Below are 26,973 nucleotides of genomic sequence, written 5' to 3' on the forward strand. Positions count from 1 at the left end.
CCCGCCCCCCCCGGGGGGCCGGGCGGGTGGCGGCCCGCCGGGGCGCCCCGCCCGGGGGGGGGGGGGGGCGCCCCCCCGGGGGGGGGGGGGGGGGGGGGGGGGGGGGGTCCCCTCCCCGCCCCGGCCCCTCCCGCAGGCGCTCGCCGCGCGGCCGCCGGTTCCGTGCGGGTTCGCGGCGGCCGGCCGCGCCCACGCGGCGGAGCCGCACATCGACACAGCCCCGCGCCCCTGACGGGGCGCGGACCGTCCCCTGGGAGAGACGTGAACGACGAGACCTTGAAGACCGAACTTCTCGGGGTCGCCCTGGAGGTGGCCCGGCGGGCCGGGGAGCTGCTGCGCGACGGGCGGCCGGACGACCTCGGGGTGGCGGCGACCAAGTCCAGCTCCGTGGACGTCGTCACCGAGATGGACCTCGCCGCCGAGAAACTGATCACCGGGCTGCTCGCCGAGTGGCGGCCCGAGGACGGCGTGCTGGGGGAGGAGGGCGCCGCGACCGAGGGCAGCAGCGGGGTGCGGTGGGTCGTCGACCCGCTCGACGGCACCGTCAACTACCTGTACGGGCTGCCCACCTGGGCCGTCTCCGTCGCCGCCGAGTACCGGGGCGAGACCCTGGTCGGCGTCGTCGAGGCGCCGATGCGCCGGGAGACGTACCGGGCGGTGCTCGGCGGCGGCGCGTACTGCGACGGGCCCGCCGGGGTGGAGCGGAAGCTCTCCGTCCGCCCTTCCCCTGCCCTGGATCAGGCGCTGATCGGCACCGGCTTCGGCTACCTCGCCGAGCGCCGCAAGCGACAGGCGGAGATCGCCGGGCGGCTGATCCCGGGCTTCCGGGACATCCGGCGCGGCGGGTCCGCGGCCGTCGACCTGTGCGACGTCGCCGCCGGACGCCTCGACGGCTACTACGAGCGCGGGCTCAACCCCTGGGACTACGCGGCCGGTGACCTGATCGCCCGGGAGGCGGGCGCCCTGACCGGCGGCCGCCCCGGCGTCCCGGCCTCCCCGGAACTGACGGTCGCCGCGTCCCCGGGCGTCTTCGCCCCGCTCCGGGCCCTGCTGGAGGATCTGGGCGCCTGGCACGACTGACGCGCCGCCCGGCATGACGGAGGGGCCCGTCCCGGTGACGTACCGGAACGGGCCCCTCCGTCCATGGGCGTACCGCCTACGCGGCCATGTCGATCTCCACGCCGTGTTCGGCGGCGAGCTGGTGCAGGTCGTTGAGCTCTTCCTGCTCGACGTCCACGAGGAAGTCGTCGCCGGCCTCCCGGGCCCGGAAGAGGTCCGACTCGGTGTCCTTTATCCGCTTCAGAAGACTGGTGGTGAAAGCGTCCATGGGTGCGCCCCCTCGTCATGGGTCGGTGGCACGGGGGTGTGCCGAGGGTGGTTCGATCACACGCACCCCCGTCGGCATCGGCGCATCCCCTCTGGACCGTCCCGGGGGACTGAGCGGGCTGTGGCGCGCCACATACGGGGCGTGATCGCGGGTGTTTAGACGTCCTCCCCAGAGCCGGCGGAGGAGAAACCTCAACTTCCCCGGGAATCATGGACGTCGCGGCCGCGCCGGGGCGTCCGCCACCGTGCCGGGAGTCCCCCGCAAGCCGTCTTACAGCCGGTTTACGGCCGAAACGGGCAGGATGGGGGTCCACACACCCCTGCCCGCGGGACGTATCCGCGGGCACCACAGGAAGGACCCGACGTGCGCGTACTCGTCGTCGAGGACGAGCAGCTGCTCGCCGATGCGGTGGCCACCGGACTGCGCCGGGAGGCCATGGCCGTCGACGTCGTGTACGACGGCGCCGCCGCCCTGGAGCGGATCGGCGTCAACGACTACGACGTCGTGGTCCTGGACCGCGACCTCCCGCTCGTGCACGGCGACGACGTCTGCCGCAAGATCGTCGAGCTGGGCATGCCCACCCGCGTCCTGATGCTCACCGCCTCCGGCGACGTCAGCGACCGCGTGGAAGGCCTGGAGATCGGCGCCGACGACTACCTGCCCAAGCCCTTCGCGTTCACCGAGCTGACCGCCCGCGTGCGCGCCCTGGGGCGTCGTACCACCGTCGCGCTGCCGCCCGTGCTGGAGCGCTCCGGCATCAAGCTCGACCCCAACCGGCGCGAGGTCTTCCGCGACGGCCGGGAGATCCAGCTCGCGCCCAAGGAGTTCGCGGTCCTCGAGGTGCTGATGCGCAGCGAGGGCGCGGTGGTCTCCGCGGAGCAGCTCCTGGAGAAGGCGTGGGACGAGAACACCGACCCCTTCACCAACGTCGTACGGGTCACCGTCATGACCCTGCGCCGCAAGCTCGGCGAGCCCCCCGTCATCGTCACGGTGCCCGGCTCGGGCTACCGGATCTGAGGCGGCGGTGAAGACCACACCCGCCCCACCAGCAGCACCGCCCAAACCCTCCTGGGACCCCCGCCAGCCCGAACCCGCCTTCCCGTGGATCCGCTCCACGATCCGCATACGGCTCACGCTGCTCTACGGCGGCATGTTCCTGATCGCGGGCATCCTGCTGCTGTCGATCATCTACCTGCTGACCGCGCAGGCGCTGCGGGACGGCACGGCCTACCCGGACTTCCAGATCTCGGGTCCGGCCGACCTCACCAGCCACCAGTGCCCGTCCATCGAGCGGGCGCAGAACAACGACCAACTGAACACGCTGCTGCGGGACTGCATGAGCAACCAGCGGCAGAACGCGCTCAACGACCTCCTCAACCGCTCCCTGCTCGCCCTGGTCGGCCTCAGCGTCATCGCCTTCGCCTTCGGGTACGCGATGGCCGGCCGCGTGCTGTCGCCGCTGGGCCGCATCACCCGCACCGCCCGCCGTGTGGCCGGTACGGACCTGACCCGGCGGATCGAGATGGACGGCCCGGACGACGAGCTGAAGGAGCTGGCGGACACCTTCGACGAGATGCTGGACCGGCTGGAGCGCGCCTTCACCGCCCAGCAGCGCTTCGTCGCCAACGCCTCCCACGAGCTGCGCACGCCCCTCGCGATCAACCGGACCCTCCTGGAGGTCCACCTCTCGGACCCCGGGGCCCCGGTGGAGCTCCAGCAGCTCGGCAAGACCCTGCTGGCCACCAACGAGCGCAGCGAGCAGTTGGTGGAGGGCCTGCTGCTGCTGGCCCGCAGCGACAACCAGATCGTCGAGCGCAAGCCCGTCGACATCGCCGAGGTCGCCGCCCGGGCCCTCGACCAGGCCCGCGGCGAGGCCCAGGACAAGGGCGTGGAACTGCGCGGGGAGCGCATGCCCGCGGTGGTCCAGGGCAACGGTGTGCTGCTGGAGCGGATCGCGCTGAACCTCGTCCAGAACGCGGTGCGCTACAACGTGGCCGACAATGGCTGGGTCGAGGTGACGACGGATGTCCAGCACGGACAGGCGGTGCTGGTGGTGTCGAACACGGGTCCAGTGGTTCCCGCGTACGAGATCGACAACCTCTTCGAGCCGTTCAGGAGGCTGCGCACGGAGCGCACGGGCAGCGACAAGGGCGTAGGCCTGGGGCTGTCCATCGCGCGCAGCGTCGCGAGGGCCCACGGAGGCCGTATCATCGCGGAGCCTCGCGAGGGCGGCGGCCTCGTCATGCGCGTGACACTTCCGGTCTGAGTTCCTTCGGGCACGGGGGACGCGACGTCTGGTGAAGCCGTCAATGTGTTCGCTTTAAGCGGAATTTTCGGGATGGAAACCCGGGGGTTCCGTGTGTGATCGATCACAGGTCGCACTTTCCCGCCACTCACTCTCCGTGATCAACAGCCCCTTCGTAAACCGGGAAAAGTCCGGGTTTCCGGGGGGTGGGATCACGGGAAGTACACGAGATGGCGCACGGGCGGTGCGACATGCGGACCGTGTACGGTCCCGATCGCCATCCCGGACGATCACTCCACGGAGTGCGTCAGAGGTGTCGATTGAGTAACAGACCTTGATGTGAGGCAAAATCTCCGCCTCAGGTCGGGCACAAGTCCGGCCTCTCACGCGTTACCGCGCTGGAGACACCGCAACCACCCAGAGGGGGAGAGCGACATGGCAACGGATTACGACACCCCACGTAAGACCGATGACGACCTCAACGAGGACAGCATCGAAGAACTCAAGGCGCGGCGGAACGACAAGTCGAACACGACCGTCGACGTCGACGAGTTCGAGCAGGCTGAAGGCCTGGAGCTGCCCGGCGCGGACCTTTCCAACGAGGAACTGTCCGTCCGCGTGCTGCCCCGTCAGGCCGACGAGTTCACCTGCATGAGCTGCTTCCTGGTCCACCACCGCAGTCAGCTGGCCCGCGAGAAGAACGGCCAGCCGATCTGCCGCGACTGCGACTAGGACGGGGCCGGCCGTGACTGGCGCGACACCGTTCAGGAAGCGGCCTTTCCGGCGCAAGAAGGCGTCGGAGGCACAACCGGGCGGCACCGGCCCGACGGACGCCACGCAGGCGTCCGCCGAGTCCTCCGCCCTCGTGCCGTCCTCCGCCGGGGAATCCCCCGACGCGGACGGCGCACCCGGAGAAGCCGCCGGCGTACAGAGCGGCGGGCAGGACCTCGCGGTCCCGCCCGGCGGTTCGAAGGGGTCCGTGACCGGGACCCGGCGCCTGGCGGCTCTCAAAAAGGGCGTTCCCACGCTCAAGAAGGGCGTCCCCGCCCTCCGGCAGGGCGTCCGCAAGGGCGGCGAAGGCGCGAAGGCCGCCCTCGCCCACCTCACCGACCGCGTCATCGACAGCGCCCCGCGTGTGCCCGTGCGCGACCTCGCGACCCTGCGCAAGCAGTTCCCGGGGCTCACCCCCGAGCAGCTCGCCGACAAGCTCGTCGCGGGCGCCGCCAACGGCACCTCCACCGTGGGCGCGGGCGTCGGCGCGGCCGCCATGATGCCCGTGCCGCCCGCCATGCCGGCGGAGCTGGCCGCCGAGATCACCGGCGTCGCCGCGATCGAGCTCAAGCTCATCGCGGAACTCCACGAGGTCTACGGACAGCGCCCGCCCGGCAACCTCAAGCAGCGCACCATCGCCTACCTGGGCTCCTGGGCCGAGGAGCGCGGCGTCGACGTCACCAAGCCCACCACGCTGAACGCGGCGCTCGGCGGACAGATGAAGCGCGAGCTGCGCCAGCAGATCATGAAGCGCATGGTGCGCAACCTGCCGAACCTGATGCCGTTCATGGTCGGCGCCGCCGTCGGAGCGGTCATGAACCGCCGCGACACCAAGAAGCTCGCCGAGCACATCCGCAAGGACCTGCGCACCCGCCAGGTCCCCTGGGACGCGCTGCCCGAGCTGCCGCCCCTGGACCACGCGCGCGAGCTGCGGGAGCTGGAGGCGGACCGCAAGGAGCCGGAGGACTAGCTCGCGGTGCGGGCGGCCGCCAGCACGTCCGCCAGGGCCTGCGGGTGACGGGTGGAGAGGTAGGCGTACGGAGTCGGATCGTCCGGATCGGTGACCGGAATCCGTACCGCCGTCGGAATGTAGCTGCGCAGCAGCATGAAGGCGCGCAGGTCCGCCTTGTGCGTGCGCCAGGCACGCGCCTCCTCGGCGTCCAGGACCTCGGCGTCGCCCAGCGCGGACACCGGGATCCGGGCGTCGCCCGCCACCAGCGAGCCCGCCACCACCCTGATCCGCACCGATCCGTAACTGCTGACCAGGGCGCCCGTCAGCAGGATGCCGGCGACCACCGCGCCCAGCATCGGCAACGTGCCCAGCGGCAGCAGCATCAGCCCGCACGCGATGCCCACCAGCACGGTGATGAACCACCAGGAGCGGGGCGCGGTCAGGCGTTCTTCGTAGGACTGCATACCGCTTAGCTTGGCACGGCGCGACCTGCGTATCCGTACGCGGGTAAGGTCTGCGCCTGTGAGTACTGACAACCCCCGGGAGGCCGCTCCCGGACGCCCGGCCGCCTCCCCGGCCCTGACGCCCCCGGCCGACGCCACGGCCCCCCTCCGCCACCCCGACGCCCCGGCCCCCGGCGAGCTGCTCGGCGCGCACTACGGGCACTGCTTCGGGTGCGGCGAGGGCCAGCCGCACGGGCTGCACCTGGCGGCGCGCGCGGGCGAGGGTCCCGGCGTGCGGGTCAGCGCGGAATTCACCGTCAAGCCCGCCCACCAGGGCGCCCCCGGCCTCGCGCACGGCGGCGTACTGGCCACCGCGCTGGACGAGACGCTCGGGTCGTTGCAGTGGCTGCTGCGGGTCATCGCGGTGACGGGACGGCTGGAGACCGATTTCGTACGTCCCGTACCGGTCGGCACGGTCCTGCACCTGGACGCCGAGGTGACCGCCGTGCACGGCCGCAAGATCTACTCCACGGCGACCGGACGGATCGGCGGCCCGGACGGGCCCGTCGCGGTCCGCGCGGACGCCCTCTTCATCGAAGTCAAGGTCGACCACTTCATCGACAACGGCCGTCCGGAGGAGATCCGGGCGGCCATGGCCGACCCCGATCAGATCAGGCGCGCCCGCGCCTTCGAGGTGAACCCGTGAGCCGTAACCCCGTGGACGTGCTGATCCGGCGCGTGGACCCGGAAGTTCCCCTTCCGGAATACGGACACCCCGGCGACGCCGGGGCCGACCTGGTCACCACCGAAGCCTGTGACCTGGCCCCCGGCGAGCGGGCCGTGCTGCCCACCGGTGTCTCCGTCGCGCTGCCCGACGGGTACGCCGCGTTCGTGCACCCCCGCTCCGGGCTCGCCGCCCGCTGCGGTCTGGCGCTCGTGAATGCCCCGGGGACGGTGGACGCCGGGTACCGTGGGGAGATCAAGGTGATCGTGGTCAACCTGGACCCGCGCGAGAGCGTGCGGTTCGAGCGCTTCGACCGGATCGCCCAACTGGTCGTCCAGCAGGTCGAGAAGGTCCGCTTCCACGAGGTCGCGGAACTCCCCGGCTCGGCGCGGGCCGAAGGGGGCTTCGGGTCCACCGGCGGTCACGCCGCGGTGGGCGCCCGGGCGGGCGGCCCGGCGGGCGGCACGGGTGACACGGGTGCCTCCATGGACGGGAACTCCTACGCTTCGGTCGTTGCCGACCGGGAAGGACAGTGACGTGTTCGGACGTCGCAAGAAGAGCGAATCCGCCGAGGACGAGGCGGGCGTGACCGAGCAGGTCGCCGAAGAGGTCGAGGCCGAAGAGGACGGGGCGGGCGAGGGGCGGCGCGTCAACCTGCCGCCGGCCCCCCGTCCCGACGGCCCCTGGGACGTCTCCGAGGTCTCCTCGCCCGGCGAGGGCCGGGTCGACCTGGGCGGCATCTTCGTGCCCGGCGTCGAGGGCATGGAACTGCGCGTCGAGGTCGCGGGCGACGCGATCGTGGCCGCGACCGTCGTCCTGCGCGACAGCGCCGTGCAGTTGCAGGCCTTCGCCGCGCCCAAGAAGGAGGGTATCTGGGGCGAGGTCCGCGAGGAGATCGCCACCGGCATCACCTCCCAGGGCGGCCACATCGACGAGGTCGAGGGCCCGCTCGGCTGGGAGCTGCGCGCGCAGGTCCCCGTCCAGCTCCCGGACGGCAACAGCGGTGTGCAGTTGGTGCGTTTCGTCGGCGTCGACGGGCCCCGCTGGTTCCTGCGCGGAGTGATCTCCGGGCAGGGCGCGGTGCAGCCCGAGGCCGCGGGCGTGCTGGAGCAGATCTTCCTGGACACCGTGGTCGTCCGGGGCGAGGGGCCGATGGCTCCCCGCGACCCGATCGTCCTGAAGCTGCCCGACGACGCGCAGATGGTCGCCGAGGGCGTCCAGCAGGAGGAGCAGGCGGAGTCCCGCTTCTCCGGCGGCATGGGGCAGTTGCAGCGGGGGCCGGAGATCACCGAGGTGCGCTGAGCCTTCCTTTCGTCCGTACGGCCGGTGGCCCGCATTCCCGCAAGGGGTGCGGGCCACCGGCCGTTCAGCCGCCATGATCGGCGGCGGCGCGCCCGGGCTCCTGCTGCCCAGGCTGCTCGGCGACGCCCCTGGACCTGCGGGGCTTCACCGGCGGCCCGCTCGACCCCGTACCGCGCATCGACCACGCGGCCACCGCCGTCCTGGGCGGCGGGTTCCTGCTGCTGGTCGCGGCGGCCGTGGCCGTGGAGACCGCGCTCACCGGACGCCGCAAGCTGGGCGCCGTACTGCGACTGGGAGAACAGACGTGACCGGTACGCCCGGTGAGCTGTTCGCCGTGCTCGACCGGGTGGGGCGCCTGCAACTGCCGCGCGAGCACATCGAGCGGTACGGGCTGCGCGGCCGGGTGCGCCTGAGCTCCGAGACCGACCACGTCGGGGTGTGGGCGGACCGCACGAAACCACCTTCCGATCAAGGAGATTGAGCGGCGGCGGGGCCGCTGTCGGACCCATGGGCGACAATGGGCGCACGGACAGCAGTACGAGTGTCAGCGGTAGGTACGAGCGGGGGACGCGGACGATGACCGACAGCACACAGACCACGACCGGTACGGGGGCGGGCACGGCACTGGCGGAGGACCCCATGGTCCGCGTGCGGGACGTGCACCGGTCCTTCGGCTCCGGAGCCGCCGCCGTGCACGCCCTGCGCGGCGTCTCCTTCGACGTCCCGCGCGGTGAACTGGTCGCGCTCAAGGGCCGGTCGGGCTCCGGCAAGACCACTCTGCTCAACCTCGTCGGCGGCCTCGACAAGGCGGACGGCGGCAGCATCGTCGTCGACGGCACCGACATCGGCTCCCTCGGCGAGAACGGCCTCCTGGAGATGCGCCGCGACCGCGTCGGCTTCGTCTTCCAGTCCTTCGGCCTGATCCCCATCCTCAGCGCCGCCGAGAACGTCGGGGTGCCGCTGCGGCTGCGCAAGACCGACCCCAAGGAGCGCGAGGAGCGGGTGGCGCTGCTGCTCTCCCTGGTCGGGCTCGCCGACCACGCCGCGCAGCGCCCCACCGAGCTCTCCGGCGGCCAGCAGCAGCGCGTCGCCATCGCCCGCGCGCTCGCCAACCGGCCCGCCCTGCTGATCGCCGACGAGCCCACCGGCCAGCTCGACGCGGAGACCGGCCTCGCGGTCATGGAGCTCCTGCGGGCGGTGGTCCGCAGCGAGAGGGTGACGGCGCTGGTGGCCACCCACGACGCCCAGCTGCTCGGCTTCGCGGACCGGGTGCTGGAGCTGCGTGACGGCCGCATGATCGAGACCGACTGAACGGAACGGGCTGTGCCGCGTCGCGGGCCCTCTTCACGGCGGGCCCCGAGGCACTTCCGCCACGTCACGGGCGCTCTCAGGGGCGGCCCCCGCAGCTGCTTCGCCGTGTCCCGGGCCCTCCCGCAGTCGGCCCCGCAACTCCTGTGCCGTGAGCGCGGGCCCGCGCTCACGGTGGGCCCCGAGCGCACCACCGGCCCCCGTGTCCGGGCAACCACCGGCCCGGGCTTTGACGTCCCCGGTGCCGCCCCCCCCGGTGGCGGCCGGTCATGCTCCTTCCGGTGGCCGCCGGTCCCGGGTCCTGGCAGCCGCCGGTCCTGCCTCTTCGGCGGTCGCCGGTCCCGGGCTTCGGCGTTCCGGGCCCCGCCCCCTCGGCGGCAGCCGGTCCTGGGTCTTGACGGCCATCGGTTCCTCGATGGCAGCCGGCCCCGGGGCTTGACGGCCACCGGTCCCGCTTCCCCCCCGGATGGCCGCCGGTCCCGGACTTACGCGTCCGCCGGTCCCGCCCCTCGGTGTGCACCGGGTTTTCCCCTGCTGGCCGCCGGGCCCCTGATCCGGCCTTCGGCGGGCCCGCTCCCGTAGCCGTCGTCGCGCCTCCCGGCTCGGCCGGGTCGGCTCCCAGCCCCCGCCCGCACCCCCCCACCTCGCTCCCCGCCCCCCAGCGGCCCCGCATCAGAATCCCGTCAAAGCACCCCTCCCGCCTGCACCCTGTCCGAAACGCCCCCTTCGCTGGCCTTAAGGTCGACAGCAGCGCACGCAGCCGCGACGGGGTTCACCGAGCCGCTCGCCCCAGCGCGCACCGCTGCTTTCGGAAGACAATGAGGCCATGGGACGCGGGACACTCCGGATCTACCTCGGTGCGGCACCGGGCGTCGGCAAGACCTACGCCATGCTCTCCGAGGCCCACCGACGCGTGGAGCGCGGCACCGACTGCGTCGTCGCCTTCGTCGAGCACCACGGCCGCCCCCGCACCGAGGTCATGCTGCACGGCCTCGAAGAGGTGCCCCGCCGCACGATCGAGTACCGCGGCGCCCGCTTCACCGAGATGGACGTCGACGCCGTCCTGGCACGCGACCCCGCCGTCGCCCTCGTCGACGAACTGCCGCACACCAACGTCCCCGGCTCCCGCCACGCCAAGCGCTGGCAGGACGTCGAAGTCCTCCTGCAGGCCGGCATCGACGTCATATCGACCGTCAACATCCAGCATCTGGAGTCGCTGGGCGACGTCGTGGAGTCGATAACCGGCGTGCGCCAGCGCGAGACCGTCCCCGACGAGGTGGTCCGCCGGGCCGACCAGATCGAACTGGTCGACATGTCGCCGCAGGCACTGCGCCGCCGCATGGCGCACGGCAACATCTACCAGTCCGACAAGATCGACGCCTCCCTCTCCAACTACTTCCGCCCCGGCAACCTCACCGCCCTGCGCGAGCTGGCCCTCCTGTGGGTCGCCGACCGGGTCGACGAGTACCTCCAGCAGTACCGGGGCGAGCACAACATCCGCTCCACCTGGCAGGCCCGCGAACGCATCGTCGTCGGCCTCACCGGCGGCCCCGAGGGCCGCACCCTCATACGCCGGGCGTCCCGGATGGCCGCCAAGGGCTCCGGCAGCGAGATCCTCGCCGTCTACGTCGCCCGCAGCGACGGCCTCACCGCCGCCTCCCCCAAGGAGCTGGCCGTCCAGCGCACCCTCGTCGAGGACCTGGGCGGCAGCTTCCACCACGTCATAGGCGACGACATACCCAGCTCCCTGCTGGAGTTCGCCCGGGGCGTCAACGCCACCCAGATCGTGCTCGGCTCCTCCCGCCGCAAGACCTGGCAGTACATCCTGGGCCCCGGCGTCGGCCAGACCGTCGCCCGCGAGTCCGGCCCCGACCTCGACGTCCACATCGTCACCCACGAGGAGGCCGCCAAGGGCCGCGGCCTGCCCGTCGCCCGCGGCGCCCGGCTCGGCGGCACCCGCATCCTCGCGGGCTGGCTGGTCGGCGTGATCGGCCCGGTCCTGATGACCTTCCTGCTCAACAGCATCAGCAACGCCCCCGGCCTCGCCAACGACGTCCTGCTCTACCTCTTCCTCACCGTCGTCGCCGCCCTCCTCGGCGGCCTGCTGCCCGCCCTCGCCGCGGCCGCCGCCGGCTCCCTGCTCCTGAACTACTTCTTCACCCCGCCCACCCGCACCCTCACCATCGACGACCCCAAGAACATCGTCGCCATCATCATCTTCTTCGCGGTCGGCGTCTCCGTGGCCTCCGTCGTCGACCTGGCGGCGCGCCGCACCCACCAGGCCGCCCGGCTGCGCGCCGAGTCGGAGATCCTGTCCTTCCTCGCGGGCAGCGTCCTGCGCGGCGAGACCACCCTCGACGCCCTCCTGGAGCGGGTCCGGGAGACCTTCGCGATGGAGTCCGTGGCCCTGCTGGAGCGGGCCGGCGACGTCGAGCCGTGGACCTGCGCGGGCAGCCTGGGCCCGAATCCGGCCGAACGCCCCGAGGACGCCGACGTGGACATGCCGGTCGGCGACCACATGGCGCTCGCCCTGTCGGGGCGCCCGCTGCCCGCCGAGGACCGCCGCGTCCTCGCCGCGTTCGCCGCCCAGGCCGCCGTCGTACTGGACCGCCAGCGCCTGGTCGGCGAGGCCGAGGAGGCCCGCCGGCTGGCCGAGGGCAACCGGATACGCACCGCCCTCCTCGCCGCCGTCAGCCACGACCTGCGCACCCCCCTCGCCTCCATCAAGGCCGCCGTCACCTCCCTGCGCAGCGACGACGTGTCCTGGTCCGACGACGACGAGGCGGAACTCCTCGCCGGCATCGAGGAGGGCGCCGACCGGCTCGACCACCTCGTCGGCAACCTCCTGGACATGTCCCGCCTGCAGACCGGCACCGTCACCCCGCTCATCCGCGTCACCGACCTGGACGAGGTCATCCCCATGGCGCTGGTCGGCGTCCCCGACGACAGCGTCCAGCTCGACATCCCCGAAACCCTCCCGATGGTCGCCGTCGACCGGGGCCTCCTGGAGCGGGCCGCCGCGAACATCGTCGAGAACGCCGTCAAGTACAGCCCGCCGGGCGTCCCCGTCGCCGTCGCCGCCAGCGCGCTCGGCGACCGCGTCGAGGTCCGCGTCACCGACCGCGGCCCCGGCGTCCCCGACGACAGCAAGGGCCGCATCTTCGAACCCTTCCAGCGGTACGGGGACGCCCCCCGCGGCGCGGGAGTCGGCCTCGGCCTCGCGGTCGCCCGGGGCTTCGTCGAGGCCATGGGCGGCACCCTCACCGCCGAGGACACCCCCGGCGGCGGCATGACCATGGTGCTCACCCTCAAGGTCGCGCCCGGCCAAGCCCCGGTCCGCCCGGACTTCCCGGCGCAGGTCCTGTCATGACCGCAACCCCGCACCACTCCCCGAATGACCCGACAGCAGTGAGGAAGAACCCATGACCCGGGTGCTCGTGGTCGACGACGAGCCGCAGATCGTCCGCGCGCTCGTGATCAACCTGAAGGCGCGCAAGTACGAGGTCGACGCGGCCGCCGACGGGGCCGCCGCCCTCCAGCTCGCCGCCGCCCGCCACCCCGACGTGGTGGTGCTCGACCTCGGCCTGCCCGACATGGACGGCGTCGACGTCATCAAGGGGCTGCGCGGCTGGACCCGGGTGCCGATCCTGGTGCTCTCCGCCCGGCACACCTCCGACGAGAAGGTCGAGGCCCTCGACGCGGGCGCCGACGACTACGTCACCAAGCCCTTCGGCATGGACGAGCTGCTGGCCCGCCTGCGCGCCGCCGTCCGCAGGGCGGAACCCGTCGGCGCCGCCGAGGAGGGCGACGTCATCATCGAGACGGAGGGCTTCACCGTCGACCTCGCCGCGAAGAAGGTGCACCGGGAGGGCCGCGACGTACGCCTCACGCCCACCGAGTGGCACCTCCTGGAAGTGCTGGTGCGCAACACCGGCCGGCTGGTCAGCCAGAAGCAGCTCCTCCAGGAGGTCTGGGGCCCCTCGTACGGCACCGAGACCAACTACCTGCGGGTCTACATGGCCCAGCTCCGCCGCAAGCTGGAGGCGGACCCGGCGCATCCGCGGCACTTCATCACCGAACCGGGCATGGGGTACCGCTTCGAGCGGTAGCCACGGGACCTCGTGCCCGGCGCGGCCGGGCCCGGCGGCCCGGGGAAGATCGTGACTACGGCGGGTGACCCCGCGGGCCCCGACCCCGGTACGCTTCCGGTATGAGTGCCGTACCTCGTCCCGAGAAGCAGACCGGGCGGTTCCGCAGGATGCTCGACCGGCTGTCCAGCTCCCAGGAGGACCTGCACTGCACGGAGCTCCAGGAGGACACCCACGCCGTCGGCTGCACCCCCATATCGGCCTGCGACGACCGGCAGGTCGTCAAGGTGACCGGTACGCTGCGCACGGTCACCCTGCGTCCGCGCGCCGGTGTGCCCGCCCTGGAGGCGGAGCTGTTCGACGGCACCGCGCCCCTGGACGTGGTCTGGCTGGGCCGCCGCTCCATCGCGGGCATAGAGCCCGGCCGCAAGCTCATCGCCTCCGGCCGGATCTCCATGAGCCACGGCCGCCGCGTGCTCTTCAACCCCAAATACGAACTCCGACCGCTCGGACAGGAGTAGCCGGTGACGTCCTTCGACAAGCCGACCGCACCCCGCCATCCCGACCCCGCCGCACAGCCGTACGTGGTCCCCGAGGACGCGCCCCGGCAGGAGCCCGCGGACCGGGCCGTCACCGAGGCGGCCCTCTTCGACGCCTTCGGCGGCGTGCGCGGCATGGTGGAGACGGTCCTGCCCGGCCTGTTGTTCGTGACCATCTTCACGATCAACAAGAACCTCCAGGTCTCGGCGATCGCGGCCGCCGCGGTCTCGCTGCTGCTGGTCGTCGTCCGGCTGGTCCGCAAGGACACCGTGAAGCACGCCTTCAGCGGCGTCTTCGGGGTCGCCTTCGGCATCGCCTTCGCGCTGATCACGGGCAACGCCAAGGACTTCATGCTGCCCGGCATGCTCTACACGCTGGGCCTCTCGCTGGCGTACCTGATCTCGGCCGCGGCGGGCTTCCCCCTGATCGGCCTGATGCTGGGCCCGGTCTTCAAGGAGAACCTCTCCTGGCGCACCCGCAACCCCGGCCGCAAGAAGGCGTACACCAAGGCCAGTTACGCCTGGGGCGTCATCCTGCTCACCAAGTGCGCGATCCTCTTCCCGCTGTACTGGTGGGCCGACACCACCAAGTTCGGCTGGGTGGCCATCGCGCTGAAGATCCCGCCGTTCCTGCTGGCGGTCTGGCTGACCTGGATCTTCCTGGCGAAGGCCCCGGCGCCCATCGACGTGTTCGCGGAGATGGAGGCCGAGGAGAAGGCCGAGGAGGCCCGGAAGGCGGCCGCCACGACCCAGCGCCGCGAGGCCTGAGGCCCCGGGACACCCCGAAGGGGGCGCCCCGCACCGGTGGGTGCGGGGCGCCCCCTTCGGCGTACGCCGAGAACGCGACGTACGGGACCGGCCCCCGGCCCCTCGGTCGCGCCCTGGACGCGAAGAGCGCCGGGTACGACCGGCCCTCAGCCCTTCGGCGCGCCCTCCCGGCGCACCGAGAGCAGGTCCTCCAACTGCTCCTCGCGTGCCTGGGCCGCCACGAAGAGCAGCTCGTCACCCGGCTCCAGGGTCTCCTCCGGCGTCGGCGTGAGCACCCGCGTGCCGCGGATGATCGTCACCAGCGAGGTGTCCACCGGCCACTCCACCTCGGAGATCTGGGTGCCCGCCAGCGCCGACTCCGGCGGCAGCGTCAGCTCGACCAGGTTGGCGTCGCCGTGGCTGAAGCGCATCAGCCGTACGAGATCGCCGACGCTCACCGCCTCCTCGACCAGGGCCGACATCAGACGGGGCGTGGACACGGCCACGTCCACGCCCCAGGACTCGTTGAACAGCCACTCGTTCTTCGGGTTGTTCACCCGGGCCACCACCCGCGGCACCCCGTACTCGGTCTTGGCGAGCAGGGAGACGACCAGGTTGACCTTGTCGTCGCCGGTCGCCGCGATGACGACGTTGCAGCGCTGGAGCGCCGCCTCGTCCAGTGAGGTGATCTCACAGGCGTCGGCCAGCAGCCACTCCGCCATCGGCACCCGCTCCACCGAGATGGCGGTGGGCGCCTTGTCGACGAGCAGCACCTCGTGCCCGTTCTCCAGCAGCTCGCCCGCGATGGAACGCCCCACCGCGCCGGCCCCGGCAATCGCGACCCTCATCAGTGACCTTCCTCGGGGCCGAGCGAGCAGGCCGCCTCGACCTTCTCGATCTCGTCCGTGCGCATCATCACGTGCACGAGGTCGCCCTCCTGCAACACCGTCTGGGAAGTCGGCAGCACCGCTTCGCCCAGCCGGGTGAGGAACGCGACGCGCACGCCGGTCTCCTCCTGCAACTTGCTGATCTTGTGCCCGATCCAGGCGGGGGAGGTGTGCACCTCGGCGAGCTGCACACCGCCGCTCGGGTCCCGCCACAGCGGCTCCGCGCCCGAGGGCAGCAGCCTGCGCAGCATCTGGTCGGCGGTCCACCGGACCGTGGCGACCGTCGGGATGCCCAGCCGCTGGTAGACCTCGGCCCGGCGCGGGTCGTAGATGCGGGCCGCGACGTTCTCGATGGCGAACATCTCGCGGGCGACCCGCGCCGCGATGATGTTCGAGTTGTCGCCGCTGCTGACGGCCGCGAACGCGCCGGCGTCCTCGATGCCCGCCTCGCGGAGGGTGTCCTGGTCGAAACCGACCCCGGTGACCCGGCGGCCGCCGAACCCGGAACCCAGACGGCGGAAGGCCGTGGGGTCCTGGTCGATCACGGCGACCGTGTGCCCCTGCTGCTCCAGAGTCTGCGCGAGAGCGGCTCCCACTCGCCCGCAGCCCATGATGACGACGTGCACGTCCGTCCTTCCGCCCGTTAAGAGTCCATCAATTGTTTCGTGTGTTTTTCGTCCGGCTCACAAGAGTCGCAGACAGCCGCCAAAGCTACACACGCGCGGTGTGCCGCGGGGACCCCCGGTCAGAGCCGGGTCGCCGATGTTCAAGGTCCGGTAAAGGAGCTTTGGGAGATTCCGGGGGGCCCGGCGATGGCGGGTGGGCCACGTCCGTTCGACCCCTTACGATCCTCGACGTGTCCAAACTGACCGACGTGCCCAAACGGATCCTGATCGGCCGGGCCCTGCGCAGCGACAAGCTGGGAGAAACGCTCCTCCCCAAGCGCATCGCACTTCCCGTCTTCGCCTCAGACCCCCTCTCCTCCGTGGCCTACGCGCCCGGGGAAGTCCTGCTCGTGCTCTCCATCGCGGGTGTCTCGGCGTACCACTTCAGCCCGTGGATCGCACTCGCGGTCGTCGTCCTGATGTTCACGGTCGTCGCCTCCTACCGGCAGAACGTCCACGCGTACCCGAGCGGCGGCGGCGACTACGAGGTCGCCAACACCAACCTCGGCCCCAAGGCCGGCCTGACCGTCGCCAGCGCGCTGCTGGTCGACTACGTGCTGACCGTCGCGGTGTCGATCTCCTCGGGCATCGAGAACCTCGGCTCGGCCGTCCCGTTCGTCGTCGAGCACAAGGTGCTCTGCGCGGTCGCGGTCATCGTCCTGCTGACCGTGCTCAACCTGCGCGGGATGAAGGAGTCCGGGAAGCTCTTCGCGATCCCGACGTACGTCTTCGTGGTCGGCGTCTTCATCATGCTGGCCTGGGGCGCCTACCGCGCCGTCACCGGCGACGACCTGAACGCCCCCACCGCCGACCTCCAGATCAAGCCCGAACACCCGGGCCTGGCCGGCTTCGCCCTGGTCTTCCTCCTCCTGCGCGCCTTCTCCTCCGGCTGCGCCGCCCTCACCGGCGTCGAGGCGATCTCCAACGGCGTCCCCGCCTTTCGCAAGCCCAAGTCGAAGAACGCCGCTACCACGCTCGCCCTGATGGGCGGCCTGGCTGTCGTCATGTTCTGCGGCATCATCGCGCTCGCCATGGAATCCGGCGTCCGCATGGCCGAGAACCCGGCCGTGGACCTGGTGCGCGACGGCGTTCCGGTCGGCGACTCCTACGTCCAGAACCCGGTGATCTCCCAGGTCGCCGCCGCGGTCTTCGGGCAGGGCACCTTCTTCTTCGTCCTGCTGGCCGCCGCCACCGCGCTGGTCCTCTTCCTGGCCGCCAACACGGCGTACAACGGCTTCCCGCTCCTCGGCTCGATCCTCGCCCAGGACCGCTGGCTGCCCCGCCAGCTCCACACCCGCGGCGACCGCCTCGCGTTCTCCAACGGCATCGTGCTCCTCGCGGGCGCGGCGATCCTCCTGGTCGTGATCTACGGCGCGGACTCCACGAAGCTGATCCAGCTCTACATCGTCGGCGTCTTCGTCTCCTTCACGCTGAGCCAGGTCGGCATGGTCCGGCACTGGAACCGCCACCTGAAGACGGAGCGCAAGCCCGCCGAGCGCCGCCGCATGATCCGCTCCCGCGCGATCAACGCCTTCGGCGCGTCCTTCACGGGCCTGGTCCTGGTCGTCGTCCTCGCCACCAAGTTCACCCACGGCGCCTGGGTCGCCCTGCTCGGCATGGTGATCTTCTACGGAACGATGACCGCGATCCGCAAGCACTACGACCGGGTCGCCGAGGAGATCGCCGCCGCCGACGGCCCCTCCGACGACAGCCTGCGCCCCTCCCGCGTCCACTCCATCGTCCTGGTCTCCAAGGTCCACAAGCCGACTCTGCGCGCCCTCGCCTACGCCAAGCTCATGCGCAGCGACCGCCTGGAAGCCCTGTCCATCAGCGTGGATCCGGCGGAGACGAAGGCCCTGCGCGAGGAGTGGGAACGCCGCAACATCAACGTCCCGCTCAAGATCCTCGACTCCCCGTACCGCGAGATCACGCGCCCGATCATCGAGTACGTGAAGGGCCTGCGCCGGGAGAGCCCGCGCGACGTGGTCTCCGTCTACATCCCGGAGTACGTCGTCGGCCACTGGTACGAGCACCTGCTCCACAACCAGTCCGCCCTGCGCCTGAAGGGCCGCCTGCTCTTCACCCCCGGCGTCATGGTGACCTCCGTCCCCTACCAGCTCGAATCCTCCGAGGCGGCCAAGCGGCGCGCCAAGAAGCGGGCGAACTGGAACGCGCCGGGCGCGGTGCGCCGCGGGCCGGTGGACCGGCGCCCCAGGGAATCCAGCAAGAGCTGAACCCGCTCCCCGTACTGAGGTCCGCCTTGGTCGTGCGGCCGGACGGCACCCACGTAGACTGGTGGGCTGTTGTCCGGCCGCTTTCCGTAACCGGCCCGCGTCCCACCCCTTTGATCCTCTGGAGCCACCCCGCCATGCAGTCCGAATCCAAGGCATCAAAGGGCGCCGACGCCCCGACGCAGACTCCCCGCGCCTCCCTCGTCGGTACGGAGTACGAGGTCGAGATCGGCCCCGTCGCGCACGGCGGCCACTGCATCGCCCGCACCGCGGAGGGCCAGGTCCTCTTCGTACGCCACACCCTCCCCGGCGAGAAGGTGATCGCCCGCGTCACCGACGGCGAGGAGGGCGCCCGCTTCCTGCGCGCCGACGCCGTGACGGTCCTCGACCCGTCCAAGGACCGCATCGAGGCCCCCTGCCCCTTCTCCGGCCCCGGCAAGTGCGGCGGCTGCGACTGGCAGCACGCCAAGCCGGGCGCCCAGCGCCGCCTGAAGGGCGACGTCGTCGCCGAGCAGCTCCTGCGCCTCGCGGGCCTCACCCCCGAGGACGCGGGCTGGGACGGCACGGTCATGCCCGCCGAGGGCGACAAGCTGCCGGCCGGCGAGGTCCCGCAGTGGCGCACCCGCGTCCAGTACGCGATCGACGCCGAGGGAACGGCCGGCCTGCGCAAGCACCGCTCCCACGACATCCAGCCGGTGGACCACTGCATGATCGCTTCCGCCGGGGTCTCCGAACTCGGCATCGAGAAGCGGCAGTGGCCCGGCATGGCCTCCGTCGAGGCCGTCGCCGCCACCGGCTCGAACGACCGCCAGGTGATCCTCACCCCCGCCCCCGGCGGCCGCCTCCCCCTCGTCGAACTCGACAAGCCGGTCTCGGTGCTCCGCGTCCACGAGAAGGACGGCAGCGTCCACAAGGTCCACGGCCGCGCCTTCGTCCGCGAGCGCGCCGACGGCCGCACCTACCGCGTCGGCATGGGCGGCTTCTGGCAGATCCACCCGCAGGCCGCCGACACCCTGATGCGCGCGGTCATGCAGGGCCTGATGCCCCGCAAGGGCGAGACCGCCCTCGACCTCTACTGCGGCGTGGGCCTCTTCGCGGGCTCGGTCGCCGAACGCGTCGGCGACCAGGGCGCGGTCCTGGGCATCGAATCGGGCAAGCGCGCGGTGGAGGACGCCCGCCACAACCTCGCCTCGATGCCGAACGTCCGCATCGAACAGGGCAAGGTCGAATCGGTCCTCCCGCGCACGGGCATCACCGAAACCGACCTGATCGTCCTGGACCCGCCCCGCGCGGGCGCCGGCAAGCAGACGGTGAAGCACCTCTCGACGCTGGGGGCGAGGAGGATCGCCTACGTCGCCTGCGACCCGGCCGCCCTGGCCCGCGACCTGGCGTACTTCGCCGAGGGCGGTTACAAGGTGCGGACGCTGCGGGTGTTCGATCTGTTTCCGATGACCTCGCACGTAGAGTGTGTGGCAATTCTTGAACCGGCCACAAAGGGCGTCTGAGCTGCGGTTTCTTCGAGATCTCGGAGATCTCGGCCGGGTCGACCGACCTTATTTTTGAAGTGAAACAGTTCGAGACGTGATGGCTTCGCCCTATGGCTCTGGCCTGGGCTTTTCCGGTGGGGAGGCAGATTGTTGCCTGGTCTGCGGAAGGGGTGCCCTGGAAGTTCTGACGCTGGAGCGACGCTCGTTCTGATGGCCTGTCTGGGTGGGGCAAGGCACACAGCGAGCGCACCCCAGTCGCCGCACGTTGAGGGTCGGATCCGGAACGGGGCGACCTGCCCTGTTTCCGGGCCTCGCTTCGGATGTCTCGGGATCGTGGGGCAGACCCGATGGCAGGGGAGCTCGACCGTTCTTCGACCGCAGGGTTCGGCGCACCGCGCTCTGCGTCGGCTACCGGTCGCAGCCGCTCAGAGCAGCCGGCTGGATTAGGGGCGTACGTCTTGCGACAGGACGGCCTGTGCGCCGTCGAAGTCAGAGAGCCTCACTGCGAGCGTGGCTACCGCCAGGCGCGGGGGGAGAGCTGCCGAGAATTTCAGCCCACGCACTGCACGCTGGTCGACATCCGGCAGGACAAGTGCCGGCCCGGACCTGGCGGCATCGATGGCACTGTTCCAGGCGTCCGGGGTCAGATCTTCTCGTAGACGGAGGTAGCAGTCAGACGGACGTTGAACCGGATCGGCGACAGAGGCCAATGTCGCGCCCAGCGTCGCATTGGCGCGATATCCCGCCCATGTCCACCAGCGGACGTCCTTGCCTTGTCGGGCCACCAGCGTTCCGTCGGGGTGGACGAGTTGGGGTGCATCCTCCTCGCGCCACTCCTGGAGGCAGACATCTGCCCGCCGGGTGAGGGAGACAGGAGGTTCGGCGCCCAGGAGGACATCCCGCATGGCTCGAGTCAGGGGATACGACAGGCCAACGAGCGCACCCCCCGACCACTTGGCGACTCCGCCGCTTTCGACCGGTTCGACGAACGCTCGTTTACGGCTCCAGTCGATGAACGTCACCTGCCAACTTCGTCCGGCCAGCAACAGCCTTCGTGGCCCTGGGCGTTCCTCGGTGAGCACGGAGGGGTCCATACTGCCGATCTCGGTCCGTCCCGACAGGACGGTGAACTGGGGCGGTGCGGTGAAGGAAGCCGTCAACTCGATGAAGTGCCGCCGCCCGAAACGGTGCTCGGCCTCGGGACCCATGAAGAGCATGCCGTCGTCGGTGTCCAGGAAGCCTTGCTCCGTCAGGTGCCGCAGGATGGGAGTGGCCGAACGGTCGAAGGGGGCGAGGCCGTTCCACTGCTCGGGCCAGAGCTGGTCGCCCAGCTTGTGTTCCTGCAGGGTGACGGCCAGCAGTTGTTGGGCTACGAGGTGACGCGGTTCGGGCGGCGGGACGACCGGCTCCACCCAGTTGCGGCTCCATAGGAGCAACAGCCCGGCGGCCTGCAGCAGGGCGTCTTTGTGCGTGGTCAGGAACAGGCAGTTGCGCGAGCTGCCCGTTCGTCGCCCGGTGCGTCCGACCCGTTGGAGGAACGATGCGACGGTGCCCGGCGCATCGATCTGGATGACGCGGTCCAGGTCGCCGACGTCGATGCCGAGTTCCAAGGTCGAGGTGGCGACGATGACGCAGTCCCGTGCCTCGGCGAATGCCTGCTCGGAGCGCGCCCGTTCGTCGGCGGAGAGCGAAGCGTGCGACAGGAAGACCGTGACGTCACGAGCCCGCAGCGCGGCGCCGAGCTCCTCGACCTGGCGGCGGGAATCGCAGAAGACCAACCGCTTCTCGCCCTTGTGCAGAGCCGCGATGACTTTGGCCGCATTGGAGAGCGAGCCCACGTAGTCGAGTTCGATGTCACCGGGCGGGCGTGCGGTGTTTTCCGTGGGCGGCACGGTGCCTGTCGCGACACTCGTGGGTCCGGGAGAGACGACTCGTCCGGGGCGTCGGCCGGCTCCTGCTCCCTGGAGCCAGGTCAGCAGTTCCTGCGGATTCCCGACGGTCGCGGACAGCCCGATGCGCTGAATCGGCCGCCCTGTGATCCGCTGCAGGCGTTCGAGTACTGCGAGGAGGTGCCAGCCCCGGTCGTCGCCCGCGAAAGCATGGACCTCATCGACGACGACCGCGCGTACCTCGCCCAACAGATGTGCGTGATCCGTTTTCACGCCGATCAGCATGGCTTCGAGCGACTCGGGTGTCGTCAGCAGGATGTCGGGTCTGTCGGTACGGATGCGCTGGCGCTGGGATTCCTTGGTGTCTCCGTGCCACAGGGCTGCACTTCGGCCAAGCCACTGGGCGTACCCGTCGACACGGGTCACCAGGTTGTTGAGGAGAGCCTTGAGAGGGCATAGATAGAGGACCGAAGTCCCGCTCCAGCCTTGGCCGGCCATGGCTGACAGGACGGGCAGACAGGCTGCTTCCGTTTTACCGCCTGCGGTGGGCGCCAGCAGGACGGTGTCCTCACCGTCCATCACCGGGGCGATCGCCGCCCGTTGCAAGGGCCGCAGATCGGGCCAGCCGAGCGTGTTCACCACGTGATGCAGGATGACGGGATCGAGCCGGTCGACGGGATCCGCGGCCGCTGCCATCACAACTCCAGGTCAACGGCGTCGGCCGTCGACGATCCGGCGAGATTTCGCTCGATGTCGGTGAGTTCGCCACTGCCCACTGTCAGGCGGTAATGCAGGCGCGGGTCGAAGTCAGCGAACTGGTCGATGCGGTCCAGTACATCGCCGACCAGCTTCTTCAGGAAGAGACGCGGTGCAACGCCGACCTTGCCGCCGAGAGCTCCGCCCACCGCGCGGGCGAGGTCGGCGATGTACGTGTCATCGGCCAGCGAGGTGATCCGGGCGGGTGCGTCGGCCCCCGATGCGTACAGATCCCGGATGGTCACTCCGAGCCCGGTCAGCGACTCCAGGGTGAACCCGGACAGCCGGAGCTGCACCGCCCGGGGGTTGTCGAAGCGGAGATCGGTAGTGAAGTCCGTCGCGAGGCGCTGCGCGAGCGGGGGCAGGCGCTGGACGCCCTGCTGACCGTCGAAGAAGGCGGGCGTTCCCGTGATCACCAGGTAGAGACCGGGGAACCGTCCGGAGTGAACCTCGTCGATCAGCTGTCGCAGCGCGTTGAGCGCCTTGTCACGGGCATCCGATCGAACTCGCTGCAGAGTCTCCACTTCGTCCAGTACGACGAACAGGCCTCGGTGCCCCGAGTCCCGTAGCACGGTGAGCAGCCCCTGCAGGAAGCCGAGGGCTCCGAAGTGGTCTAGATCGCCGCGAACCCCGGCGGACCGGCGTGCAGAAGCTGCCACATGGGGCTGGCCGCTGAGCCAGGAGAGAACGGCGGCTGCCGTCGGCTCGTCGCCCTCGGCGAGCGCCGACCGGTATCCCCGCAGCGCCGCGGCGAATGACGGTGCGTGCCGGGACACTTCGGTCAGCCGGGCGGCCAGCAGCTGCTCGACCGCACCGCTCAGATTGTCCTCGTCCGCTCCAGAGGCGAGGGCATCCTCCTCGAGGGCGTAGAACCAGGCGTCCACCACGGGACGGAGCGCGCTGGGCGGGAAACTGGGCGTGGACAGCCGCTCGGTGAGGCGTCGGTAAAGCGAGGTCGCGGACAATCCGGCCCGGGTCGACGAGCGGAGCAAGAAGGTGTCCGACGGCGCCGGCGGCCTGGTGGAGACCGCTGTGAGTTTTCCGCTGTGGGTGGATCCGTTGGCCCATGGTGGAACCCCGATGAACCGCGCCCTTCAGTACGCCGAGAGCCTCGTCGCGGGATGGACCGAGCGATACCCGGCCAGCTTCCCGCCCATCGTCATCAACCTGACGGACGGCGAGTCCACCGACGGTGACCCCACTTCAGCAGCCGAGGCCATCACCTCGCACGCCACCGCCGACGGAGCGGCCCTGCTGTTCAACCTGCACGTGTCGGCCGCGGGCGGGACCCCCACAGCCTTCCCCGACACGGCCGATGGCCTCCCCGACAGCTACGCCCAGACACTGTTCGCGATGTCGAGCCCACTTCCCAGTCACATGCGCTCGTACGCTGCGTCGCAAGGCCAGCGAGTCAGCGAGACCACTCGAGGCTTCGTCTATAACGCGGACATCACCTCGGTCGTGCAGTTCCTGGACATCGGCACCCGGGCCACTGAACTGCGGTGACGACTCCCACCTCATGCGTGTACGTCACGCACCTTGTGGCTCCCAAGCACGGCAGCACGGAGGCGGAATGCGAAGACGCCGTCACCGTGCTGCCGGCACGCCCGCACGACCACATGCTTCGGGAGCCACTCACCGCGGGCGTCTGCGACGAGGCGACGGAGAGCGCACTGGTTAAGGACTGGGCCCGGCTGCTCTCCCGTTCCGTGGCCGCACACGCATTGGCGTCGCCGGACCTGCTGGCAGGTGGTACCGCCTTCGAGGAGTTCGCCTCGGAGACAGTGTCACAGTGGGAGCCCTGGCTCGGAGAGTACACACAGGCGCGTCATGAGGAAGGCCGCCCGTTGAAGTGGTACGAGCACACCAAGATCGCAGAGGGTGCCTACGCGACCCTCCTCGCCGTACGCGTCAACCCGGACGCCGATTCCCACTCCAGATCGGCAGAACCGAGCTGGCGATGGCGTGCTGCCGCGCTGGGGGACAGCTGTCTGTTCCATCTGCGCGACGACCGGCTGGCGCAGGCGTTTCCGGTGGAGTCCGTCGAGGAGTTCGGTACGACCCCCGACCTCTTCGGCAGCCGTAACCACGATGTGGCGTTGCTGGCCCGCCGCTCGCGCTTCACCGAAGGCCGGTGCGGGCCCGGTGACAGGTTGCTGCTGATGACGGACGCACTCGCCGCGTGGCTTATGGCCGCTCAAGACCAGGAAGACGCTGTGAAGCAGCTGCTGGAGTTCGCGGGTCCCGAGGATCTGGACGGGTTCAACCAGTGGCTGAACGGACTGCGGGACCGTGGACAATTGCGCAACGACGACGTGGCGCTCGTACGGATCGATTTCGAGGGGCGATGAACGCAGGTCCGGTCACTGGTCCGCAGCGGCAGTTTCCGAGCGGTGCCGAGTACGCAGAGGCGCTGCAGCACACACAGCTGTGCTTCCAGCATCCCGAACTCGTAGGTGCACGGCCGGAGCTCACCAAACTCGGACTACCTCGTGCCATCTCGGGCGCCTTCGCGAGCGTCTTCTCGGTGACCTCGGTCGAATCCGGCAAACGGTATGCAATCAAGTGCTTCACTCGGAATGTCCCGGACCAGGAACGCCGCTATCAGGCCATCAGCGCGCGGCTCGCCCGCCTGGACCCGAGGGAGCTGTCGCAGCCGTGGAATCTCGGATTCGAGTACCTTGCCGACGCCATCAGCGTGGGGCCGGATCGTTATCCGGTACTGAAGATGGAATGGGCTGAAGCCGTCACGTTGTCCTCGTGGCTCGACGACAACCATGCCCGCCCATCGGCTGTCGATCGTCTGGCTGACCGATTCGAAGCACTGACCCGTGATCTCGATCTTCTCGAGATAGCTCACGGAGACCTGCAGCACGGCAATCTGCTCGTCGCGAGCGATGACACGCTGCGTCTGGTCGACTACGACGGCATGTACGTCCCGGAACTGGCCGGCATGAGTGGCACCGAACGGGGACACCGCAATTACCAGTCACCCATGCGGGGGAACGATGACTTCGGGGCGGAGCTCGACCGGTTCTCCGCATGGGTAATCTTTCTGTCGCTCAAAGCGATCGCTTCCGACCCCGCCCTGTGGGGTCGCCTTCACGAGCCGAGCGGAGAGTTCCTGCTGCTCACCGAGGACGACTTCAAGAGTCCTGGTGGCTCGATGAGACTGCAGACGCTGCTGACCCATCCTGATCGGACGGTGAGTGGACTCGCCGACCAGCTGCGGTCCTTGGCTGCCCAACCGTTGGATGTCCTGCCTCCACTCACTCTGGCCGTGCCGAAGCAACGCGCCACCACGACGACCTCGGCGCCAACCGCTACGGGCAGTCCTTCTGCGTCCCCTGCTGGAGGCGGACTGCCGGGTTGGATGATGACTGGACACGTCTCTCCGGAAGTCGTGCCGACGCCTCCCCAACCCTCAGAGGCTGCTCCGGACGGATTCCACACCCGGACGCTGCTGGATGTTGCCGCGGCCGTCCTCTGTCCTCTGTCCTCTCATGATGATCGCGACCGTCGTCATGTGCGTCGCGGGATTTTCGGTGTCGCCGGTCGAAGCGGGGGTACCTGGGTTCGTTGCCGTGGCGTTCGCCTTGTTTGCCCGGAGCCGCCGTGTCGAGAGGACACAGCTACGGGCCACGCTGAGCAAGTTGGCAGATGAACTTGCGCGGCTAGATGACCCGGTCAAAGCAGCGGAGAAACTGCACAAGGAGCGGGCGAAGTTCGACGCGGCGGAAGCCAAGCGGGCCTCTGCTCTGCCCAAGGCCCAGGACAAACTCACCGCGAACTACCACGCCGACCTCAAGGAAGCCGAAAAGCGCAAGGTCCGCAAGGAGCGCGACATCGACAGGCAGATTGACGGCCTTGCGGAAGCGCTTCGAGAGGGCCTGGCCCAGGCGCTCGCCAACAAACAGGCAACGTATGTGCGGGACCAGCTCGGCCGACAGCTGATCGCTCAGTCTCCGCCTCCGGGCATCGGGCCGAAGCTCGCCGCGCGTCTGGCGGCGGTGGGTATCCGGACCGCGGCGGACTTCAAGGGCTACCGACCCGTGCAGAACACGCACTACAACAGCACGGGTGCGGTCCTCGTGCTGAGTAGCGGTCGTGTCGTCGACGTCAACGGCATCGGCGAAGCCAAGGCAATTGCTCTTGATATCTGGCGAAAGCGTGTGGTTGCTTCCGTGGAAGCACGGCAACCGACCTCCCTCGGTAAATCGGAGCGTCAGCCGATCGAGGAGGACATCGCCCGCCGCAGGGCTCAGCTCGTTGATTGGCGCAAGGGCGTGGAGACGGAGACAGAGGCGCTGCGTGTGAAGGCGCGGAAGCAGAGGGAGGAGGGGCTGGGCCGGCTCAACCGCGAGAACTCCCTTGCAGGTGATCGAGCCCGGCAGCAGCGTCAGGAGTTCGGTCGGCGCGCGACGGCGCTCCAGCAGAACAGTGTGCTCCACGCGGCGTTGAGCGACGCAGATGACGCGGCCAGGCTTCAACAGCGCGGGTTGTCGCTCGGATCCTATTTGCGATTCCTCTACATCGATCGTTGACAATACGAGCCTGGGCCGATGTCAGCAACGTAATCGTGCACTCAACTCCTTCGCACTGGTACTGGCCT

The 26,973-nt window shown here is 70.3% G+C and carries 26 protein-coding genes and 1 pseudogene; 20 read left to right on the forward strand and 7 right to left on the reverse strand.

Annotated features, from left to right (window positions below; genetic code table 11):
- Nucleotides 1-261: 261 nt before the first annotated feature.
- Nucleotides 262-1,080 (forward strand): inositol monophosphatase family protein, encoded by an 819-nt coding sequence (locus ACIP93_RS13545; protein ID WP_401758145.1) that lies wholly within the window; start codon nt 262-264, stop codon nt 1,078-1,080.
- A gap of 76 nt (nt 1,081-1,156) precedes the next feature.
- Here ACIP93_RS13545 and ACIP93_RS13550 read toward each other — a convergent pair whose 3' ends face one another.
- On the reverse strand, nt 1,157-1,327 hold the full coding sequence (locus ACIP93_RS13550) for a hypothetical protein (protein ID WP_345217470.1): 171 nt from the start codon (nt 1,325-1,327) through the stop codon (nt 1,157-1,159).
- Nucleotides 1,328-1,690: 363 nt separating this feature from the next.
- Here ACIP93_RS13550 and ACIP93_RS13555 point away from each other — a divergent pair, with 363 nt between their 5' ends.
- From ACIP93_RS13555 to ACIP93_RS13570, 4 genes are all read left to right on the forward strand, one after another.
- Nucleotides 1,691-2,344: a response regulator transcription factor gene (locus ACIP93_RS13555; RefSeq protein WP_185026810.1), complete on the forward strand. Its 654-nt coding sequence runs from the start codon at nt 1,691-1,693 to the stop codon at nt 2,342-2,344.
- Nucleotides 2,345-2,351: 7 nt separating this feature from the next.
- Nucleotides 2,352-3,593: a HAMP domain-containing sensor histidine kinase gene (locus ACIP93_RS13560; protein ID WP_345217473.1), complete on the forward strand. Its 1,242-nt coding sequence runs from the start codon at nt 2,352-2,354 to the stop codon at nt 3,591-3,593.
- A 414-nt stretch (nt 3,594-4,007) separates the two neighbouring features.
- Nucleotides 4,008-4,304, forward strand: a complete 297-nt coding sequence (locus ACIP93_RS13565; protein WP_185026814.1) for a DUF4193 domain-containing protein — start codon at nt 4,008-4,010, stop codon at nt 4,302-4,304.
- A 13-nt stretch (nt 4,305-4,317) separates the two neighbouring features.
- On the forward strand, nt 4,318-5,313 hold the full coding sequence (locus tag ACIP93_RS13570) for a hypothetical protein (RefSeq protein ID WP_345217475.1): 996 nt from the start codon (nt 4,318-4,320) through the stop codon (nt 5,311-5,313).
- Here ACIP93_RS13570 and ACIP93_RS13575 read toward each other — a convergent pair.
- Nucleotides 5,310-5,759: a DUF3093 domain-containing protein gene (locus ACIP93_RS13575; RefSeq protein WP_401758150.1), complete on the reverse strand. Its 450-nt coding sequence runs from the start codon at nt 5,757-5,759 to the stop codon at nt 5,310-5,312. The two genes, ACIP93_RS13570 and ACIP93_RS13575, sit on opposite strands and share 4 nt — an antisense overlap.
- 58 nt (nt 5,760-5,817) lie before the next feature.
- Between ACIP93_RS13575 and ACIP93_RS13580 the strand changes: the two genes are divergently transcribed.
- The 3 genes from ACIP93_RS13580 to ACIP93_RS13590 are packed head-to-tail and all read left to right on the forward strand — an operon-like array spanning nt 5,818 to nt 7,764.
- Nucleotides 5,818-6,444, forward strand: a complete 627-nt coding sequence (locus ACIP93_RS13580; RefSeq protein WP_345217480.1) for a PaaI family thioesterase — start codon at nt 5,818-5,820, stop codon at nt 6,442-6,444.
- Entirely contained in the window at nt 6,441-6,998 is a 558-nt protein-coding gene (dut, locus tag ACIP93_RS13585) for a dUTP diphosphatase (RefSeq protein WP_401758153.1), read from the forward strand. Before ACIP93_RS13580 ends, dut begins: the two co-directional genes overlap by 4 nt.
- A 1-nt stretch (nt 6,999) precedes the next feature.
- On the forward strand, nt 7,000-7,764 hold the full coding sequence (locus ACIP93_RS13590) for a DUF3710 domain-containing protein (protein ID WP_345217484.1): 765 nt from the start codon (nt 7,000-7,002) through the stop codon (nt 7,762-7,764).
- A 64-nt stretch (nt 7,765-7,828) separates the two neighbouring features.
- On the opposite strand, the gene ACIP93_RS13595 is transcribed toward ACIP93_RS13590, so the two are convergent.
- On the reverse strand, nt 7,829-8,023 hold the full coding sequence (locus ACIP93_RS13595) for a hypothetical protein (protein WP_401758156.1): 195 nt from the start codon (nt 8,021-8,023) through the stop codon (nt 7,829-7,831).
- 45 nt (nt 8,024-8,068) lie between these two features.
- Here ACIP93_RS13595 and ACIP93_RS13600 point away from each other — a divergent pair, with 45 nt between their 5' ends.
- The 6 genes from ACIP93_RS13600 to ACIP93_RS13625 all read left to right on the forward strand — a co-directional run bounded on the left by ACIP93_RS13600 (nt 8,069) and on the right by ACIP93_RS13625 (nt 14,467).
- Nucleotides 8,069-8,245 (forward strand): hypothetical protein, encoded by a 177-nt coding sequence (locus ACIP93_RS13600; RefSeq protein ID WP_401758159.1) that lies wholly within the window; start codon nt 8,069-8,071, stop codon nt 8,243-8,245.
- Between the two features lie 95 nt (nt 8,246-8,340).
- Complete coding sequence (locus tag ACIP93_RS13605; RefSeq protein ID WP_401758162.1) at nt 8,341-9,075, forward strand: ABC transporter ATP-binding protein; 735 nt, start codon at nt 8,341-8,343, stop codon at nt 9,073-9,075.
- A gap of 823 nt (nt 9,076-9,898) precedes the next feature.
- Nucleotides 9,899-12,442 carry an ATP-binding protein gene (locus ACIP93_RS13610; RefSeq protein WP_401758165.1) on the forward strand — a complete coding sequence of 848 codons (2,544 nt, stop codon included), beginning with the start codon at nt 9,899-9,901 and terminating at the stop codon, nt 12,440-12,442.
- A 52-nt stretch (nt 12,443-12,494) separates the two neighbouring features.
- Entirely contained in the window at nt 12,495-13,181 is a 687-nt protein-coding gene (locus ACIP93_RS13615; RefSeq protein ID WP_345217493.1) for a response regulator, read from the forward strand.
- A gap of 101 nt (nt 13,182-13,282) precedes the next feature.
- A complete protein-coding gene (locus tag ACIP93_RS13620; RefSeq protein WP_345217495.1) occupies nt 13,283-13,681 on the forward strand; it encodes an OB-fold nucleic acid binding domain-containing protein in 399 nt (132 codons plus the stop codon).
- 63 nt (nt 13,682-13,744) lie between these two features.
- The gene (locus ACIP93_RS13625; protein WP_345219020.1) at nt 13,745-14,467 is read left to right on the forward strand and encodes a DUF3159 domain-containing protein; all 723 of its coding nucleotides are present in this window, start codon (nt 13,745-13,747) and stop codon (nt 14,465-14,467) included.
- Nucleotides 14,468-14,613: 146 nt separating this feature from the next.
- Here the strand turns inward: ACIP93_RS13625 and ACIP93_RS13630 are convergent, their stop codons facing one another.
- Both ACIP93_RS13630 and ACIP93_RS13635 read right to left on the reverse strand, forming a co-directional pair.
- The gene (locus tag ACIP93_RS13630; RefSeq protein ID WP_345217497.1) at nt 14,614-15,294 is read right to left on the reverse strand and encodes a TrkA family potassium uptake protein; all 681 of its coding nucleotides are present in this window, start codon (nt 15,292-15,294) and stop codon (nt 14,614-14,616) included.
- Nucleotides 15,294-15,959, reverse strand: a complete 666-nt coding sequence (locus ACIP93_RS13635; protein ID WP_401758170.1) for a potassium channel family protein — start codon at nt 15,957-15,959, stop codon at nt 15,294-15,296. Before ACIP93_RS13635 ends, ACIP93_RS13630 begins: the two co-directional genes overlap by 1 nt.
- 230 nt (nt 15,960-16,189) lie before the next feature.
- Between ACIP93_RS13635 and ACIP93_RS13640 the strand changes: the two genes are divergently transcribed.
- Nucleotides 16,190-18,232 carry an APC family permease gene (locus tag ACIP93_RS13640; RefSeq protein ID WP_401758173.1) on the forward strand — a complete coding sequence of 681 codons (2,043 nt, stop codon included), beginning with the start codon at nt 16,190-16,192 and terminating at the stop codon, nt 18,230-18,232.
- Nucleotides 18,233-18,366: 134 nt separating this feature from the next.
- On the forward strand, nt 18,367-19,734 hold the full coding sequence (locus ACIP93_RS13645) for a class I SAM-dependent RNA methyltransferase (RefSeq protein WP_401758176.1): 1,368 nt from the start codon (nt 18,367-18,369) through the stop codon (nt 19,732-19,734).
- A 425-nt stretch (nt 19,735-20,159) separates the two neighbouring features.
- On the opposite strand, the gene ACIP93_RS13650 is transcribed toward ACIP93_RS13645, so the two are convergent.
- Both ACIP93_RS13650 and brxD read right to left on the reverse strand, forming a co-directional pair.
- On the reverse strand, nt 20,160-22,301 hold the full coding sequence (locus ACIP93_RS13650) for a DEAD/DEAH box helicase (protein ID WP_401758179.1): 2,142 nt from the start codon (nt 22,299-22,301) through the stop codon (nt 20,160-20,162).
- Nucleotides 22,301-23,314, reverse strand: a pseudogene (gene brxD / locus ACIP93_RS13655) (BREX system ATP-binding protein BrxD); the annotation flags it as partial. The pseudogene brxD and the gene ACIP93_RS13650, both read right to left, overlap by 1 nt.
- A 43-nt stretch (nt 23,315-23,357) precedes the next feature.
- On the opposite strand from brxD, the gene ACIP93_RS13660 reads away from it, so the two are divergent.
- The 4 genes from ACIP93_RS13660 to ACIP93_RS13675 all read left to right on the forward strand — a co-directional run bounded on the left by ACIP93_RS13660 (nt 23,358) and on the right by ACIP93_RS13675 (nt 26,905).
- Complete coding sequence (locus ACIP93_RS13660; RefSeq protein WP_401758182.1) at nt 23,358-23,867, forward strand: hypothetical protein; 510 nt, start codon at nt 23,358-23,360, stop codon at nt 23,865-23,867.
- A gap of 17 nt (nt 23,868-23,884) precedes the next feature.
- Nucleotides 23,885-24,712, forward strand: a complete 828-nt coding sequence (locus ACIP93_RS13665; RefSeq protein WP_401758185.1) for a hypothetical protein — start codon at nt 23,885-23,887, stop codon at nt 24,710-24,712.
- A 176-nt stretch (nt 24,713-24,888) separates the two neighbouring features.
- The gene (locus tag ACIP93_RS13670) at nt 24,889-26,025 is read left to right on the forward strand and encodes a hypothetical protein (RefSeq protein ID WP_401758189.1); all 1,137 of its coding nucleotides are present in this window, start codon (nt 24,889-24,891) and stop codon (nt 26,023-26,025) included.
- The gene (locus ACIP93_RS13675) at nt 26,015-26,905 is read left to right on the forward strand and encodes a hypothetical protein (RefSeq protein WP_401758192.1); all 891 of its coding nucleotides are present in this window, start codon (nt 26,015-26,017) and stop codon (nt 26,903-26,905) included. Before ACIP93_RS13670 ends, ACIP93_RS13675 begins: the two co-directional genes overlap by 11 nt.
- The last annotated feature ends 68 nt before the right edge of the window (nt 26,906-26,973 follow it).

The organism is Streptomyces sp. NPDC088745 (assembly GCF_044751045.1).
Taxonomy (GTDB): domain Bacteria; phylum Actinomycetota; class Actinomycetes; order Streptomycetales; family Streptomycetaceae; genus Streptomyces; species Streptomyces cremeus.

What these genes read in the sequence shown, in the direction of transcription:
- ACIP93_RS13610 (WP_401758165.1), top strand. Translation starts at nt 9,899, where the DNA reads ATGGGACGCGGGACACTCCGGATCTACCTCGGTGCGGCACCGGGCGTC.
- ACIP93_RS13605 (WP_401758162.1), top strand. Translation starts at nt 8,341, where the DNA reads ATGACCGACAGCACACAGACCACGACCGGTACGGGGGCGGGCACGGCA.
- ACIP93_RS13575 (WP_401758150.1), bottom strand. Translation starts at nt 5,759, where the DNA reads ATGCAGTCCTACGAAGAACGCCTGACCGCGCCCCGCTCCTGGTGGTTC.
- ACIP93_RS13630 (WP_345217497.1), bottom strand. Translation starts at nt 15,294, where the DNA reads ATGAGGGTCGCGATTGCCGGGGCCGGCGCGGTGGGGCGTTCCATCGCG.
- ACIP93_RS13565 (WP_185026814.1), top strand. Translation starts at nt 4,008, where the DNA reads ATGGCAACGGATTACGACACCCCACGTAAGACCGATGACGACCTCAAC.
- ACIP93_RS13650 (WP_401758179.1), bottom strand. Translation starts at nt 22,301, where the DNA reads ATGGCAGCGGCCGCGGATCCCGTCGACCGGCTCGATCCCGTCATCCTG.
- ACIP93_RS13550 (WP_345217470.1), bottom strand. Translation starts at nt 1,327, where the DNA reads ATGGACGCTTTCACCACCAGTCTTCTGAAGCGGATAAAGGACACCGAG.
- ACIP93_RS13620 (WP_345217495.1), top strand. Translation starts at nt 13,283, where the DNA reads ATGAGTGCCGTACCTCGTCCCGAGAAGCAGACCGGGCGGTTCCGCAGG.
- ACIP93_RS13615 (WP_345217493.1), top strand. Translation starts at nt 12,495, where the DNA reads ATGACCCGGGTGCTCGTGGTCGACGACGAGCCGCAGATCGTCCGCGCG.
- ACIP93_RS13645 (WP_401758176.1), top strand. Translation starts at nt 18,367, where the DNA reads ATGCAGTCCGAATCCAAGGCATCAAAGGGCGCCGACGCCCCGACGCAG.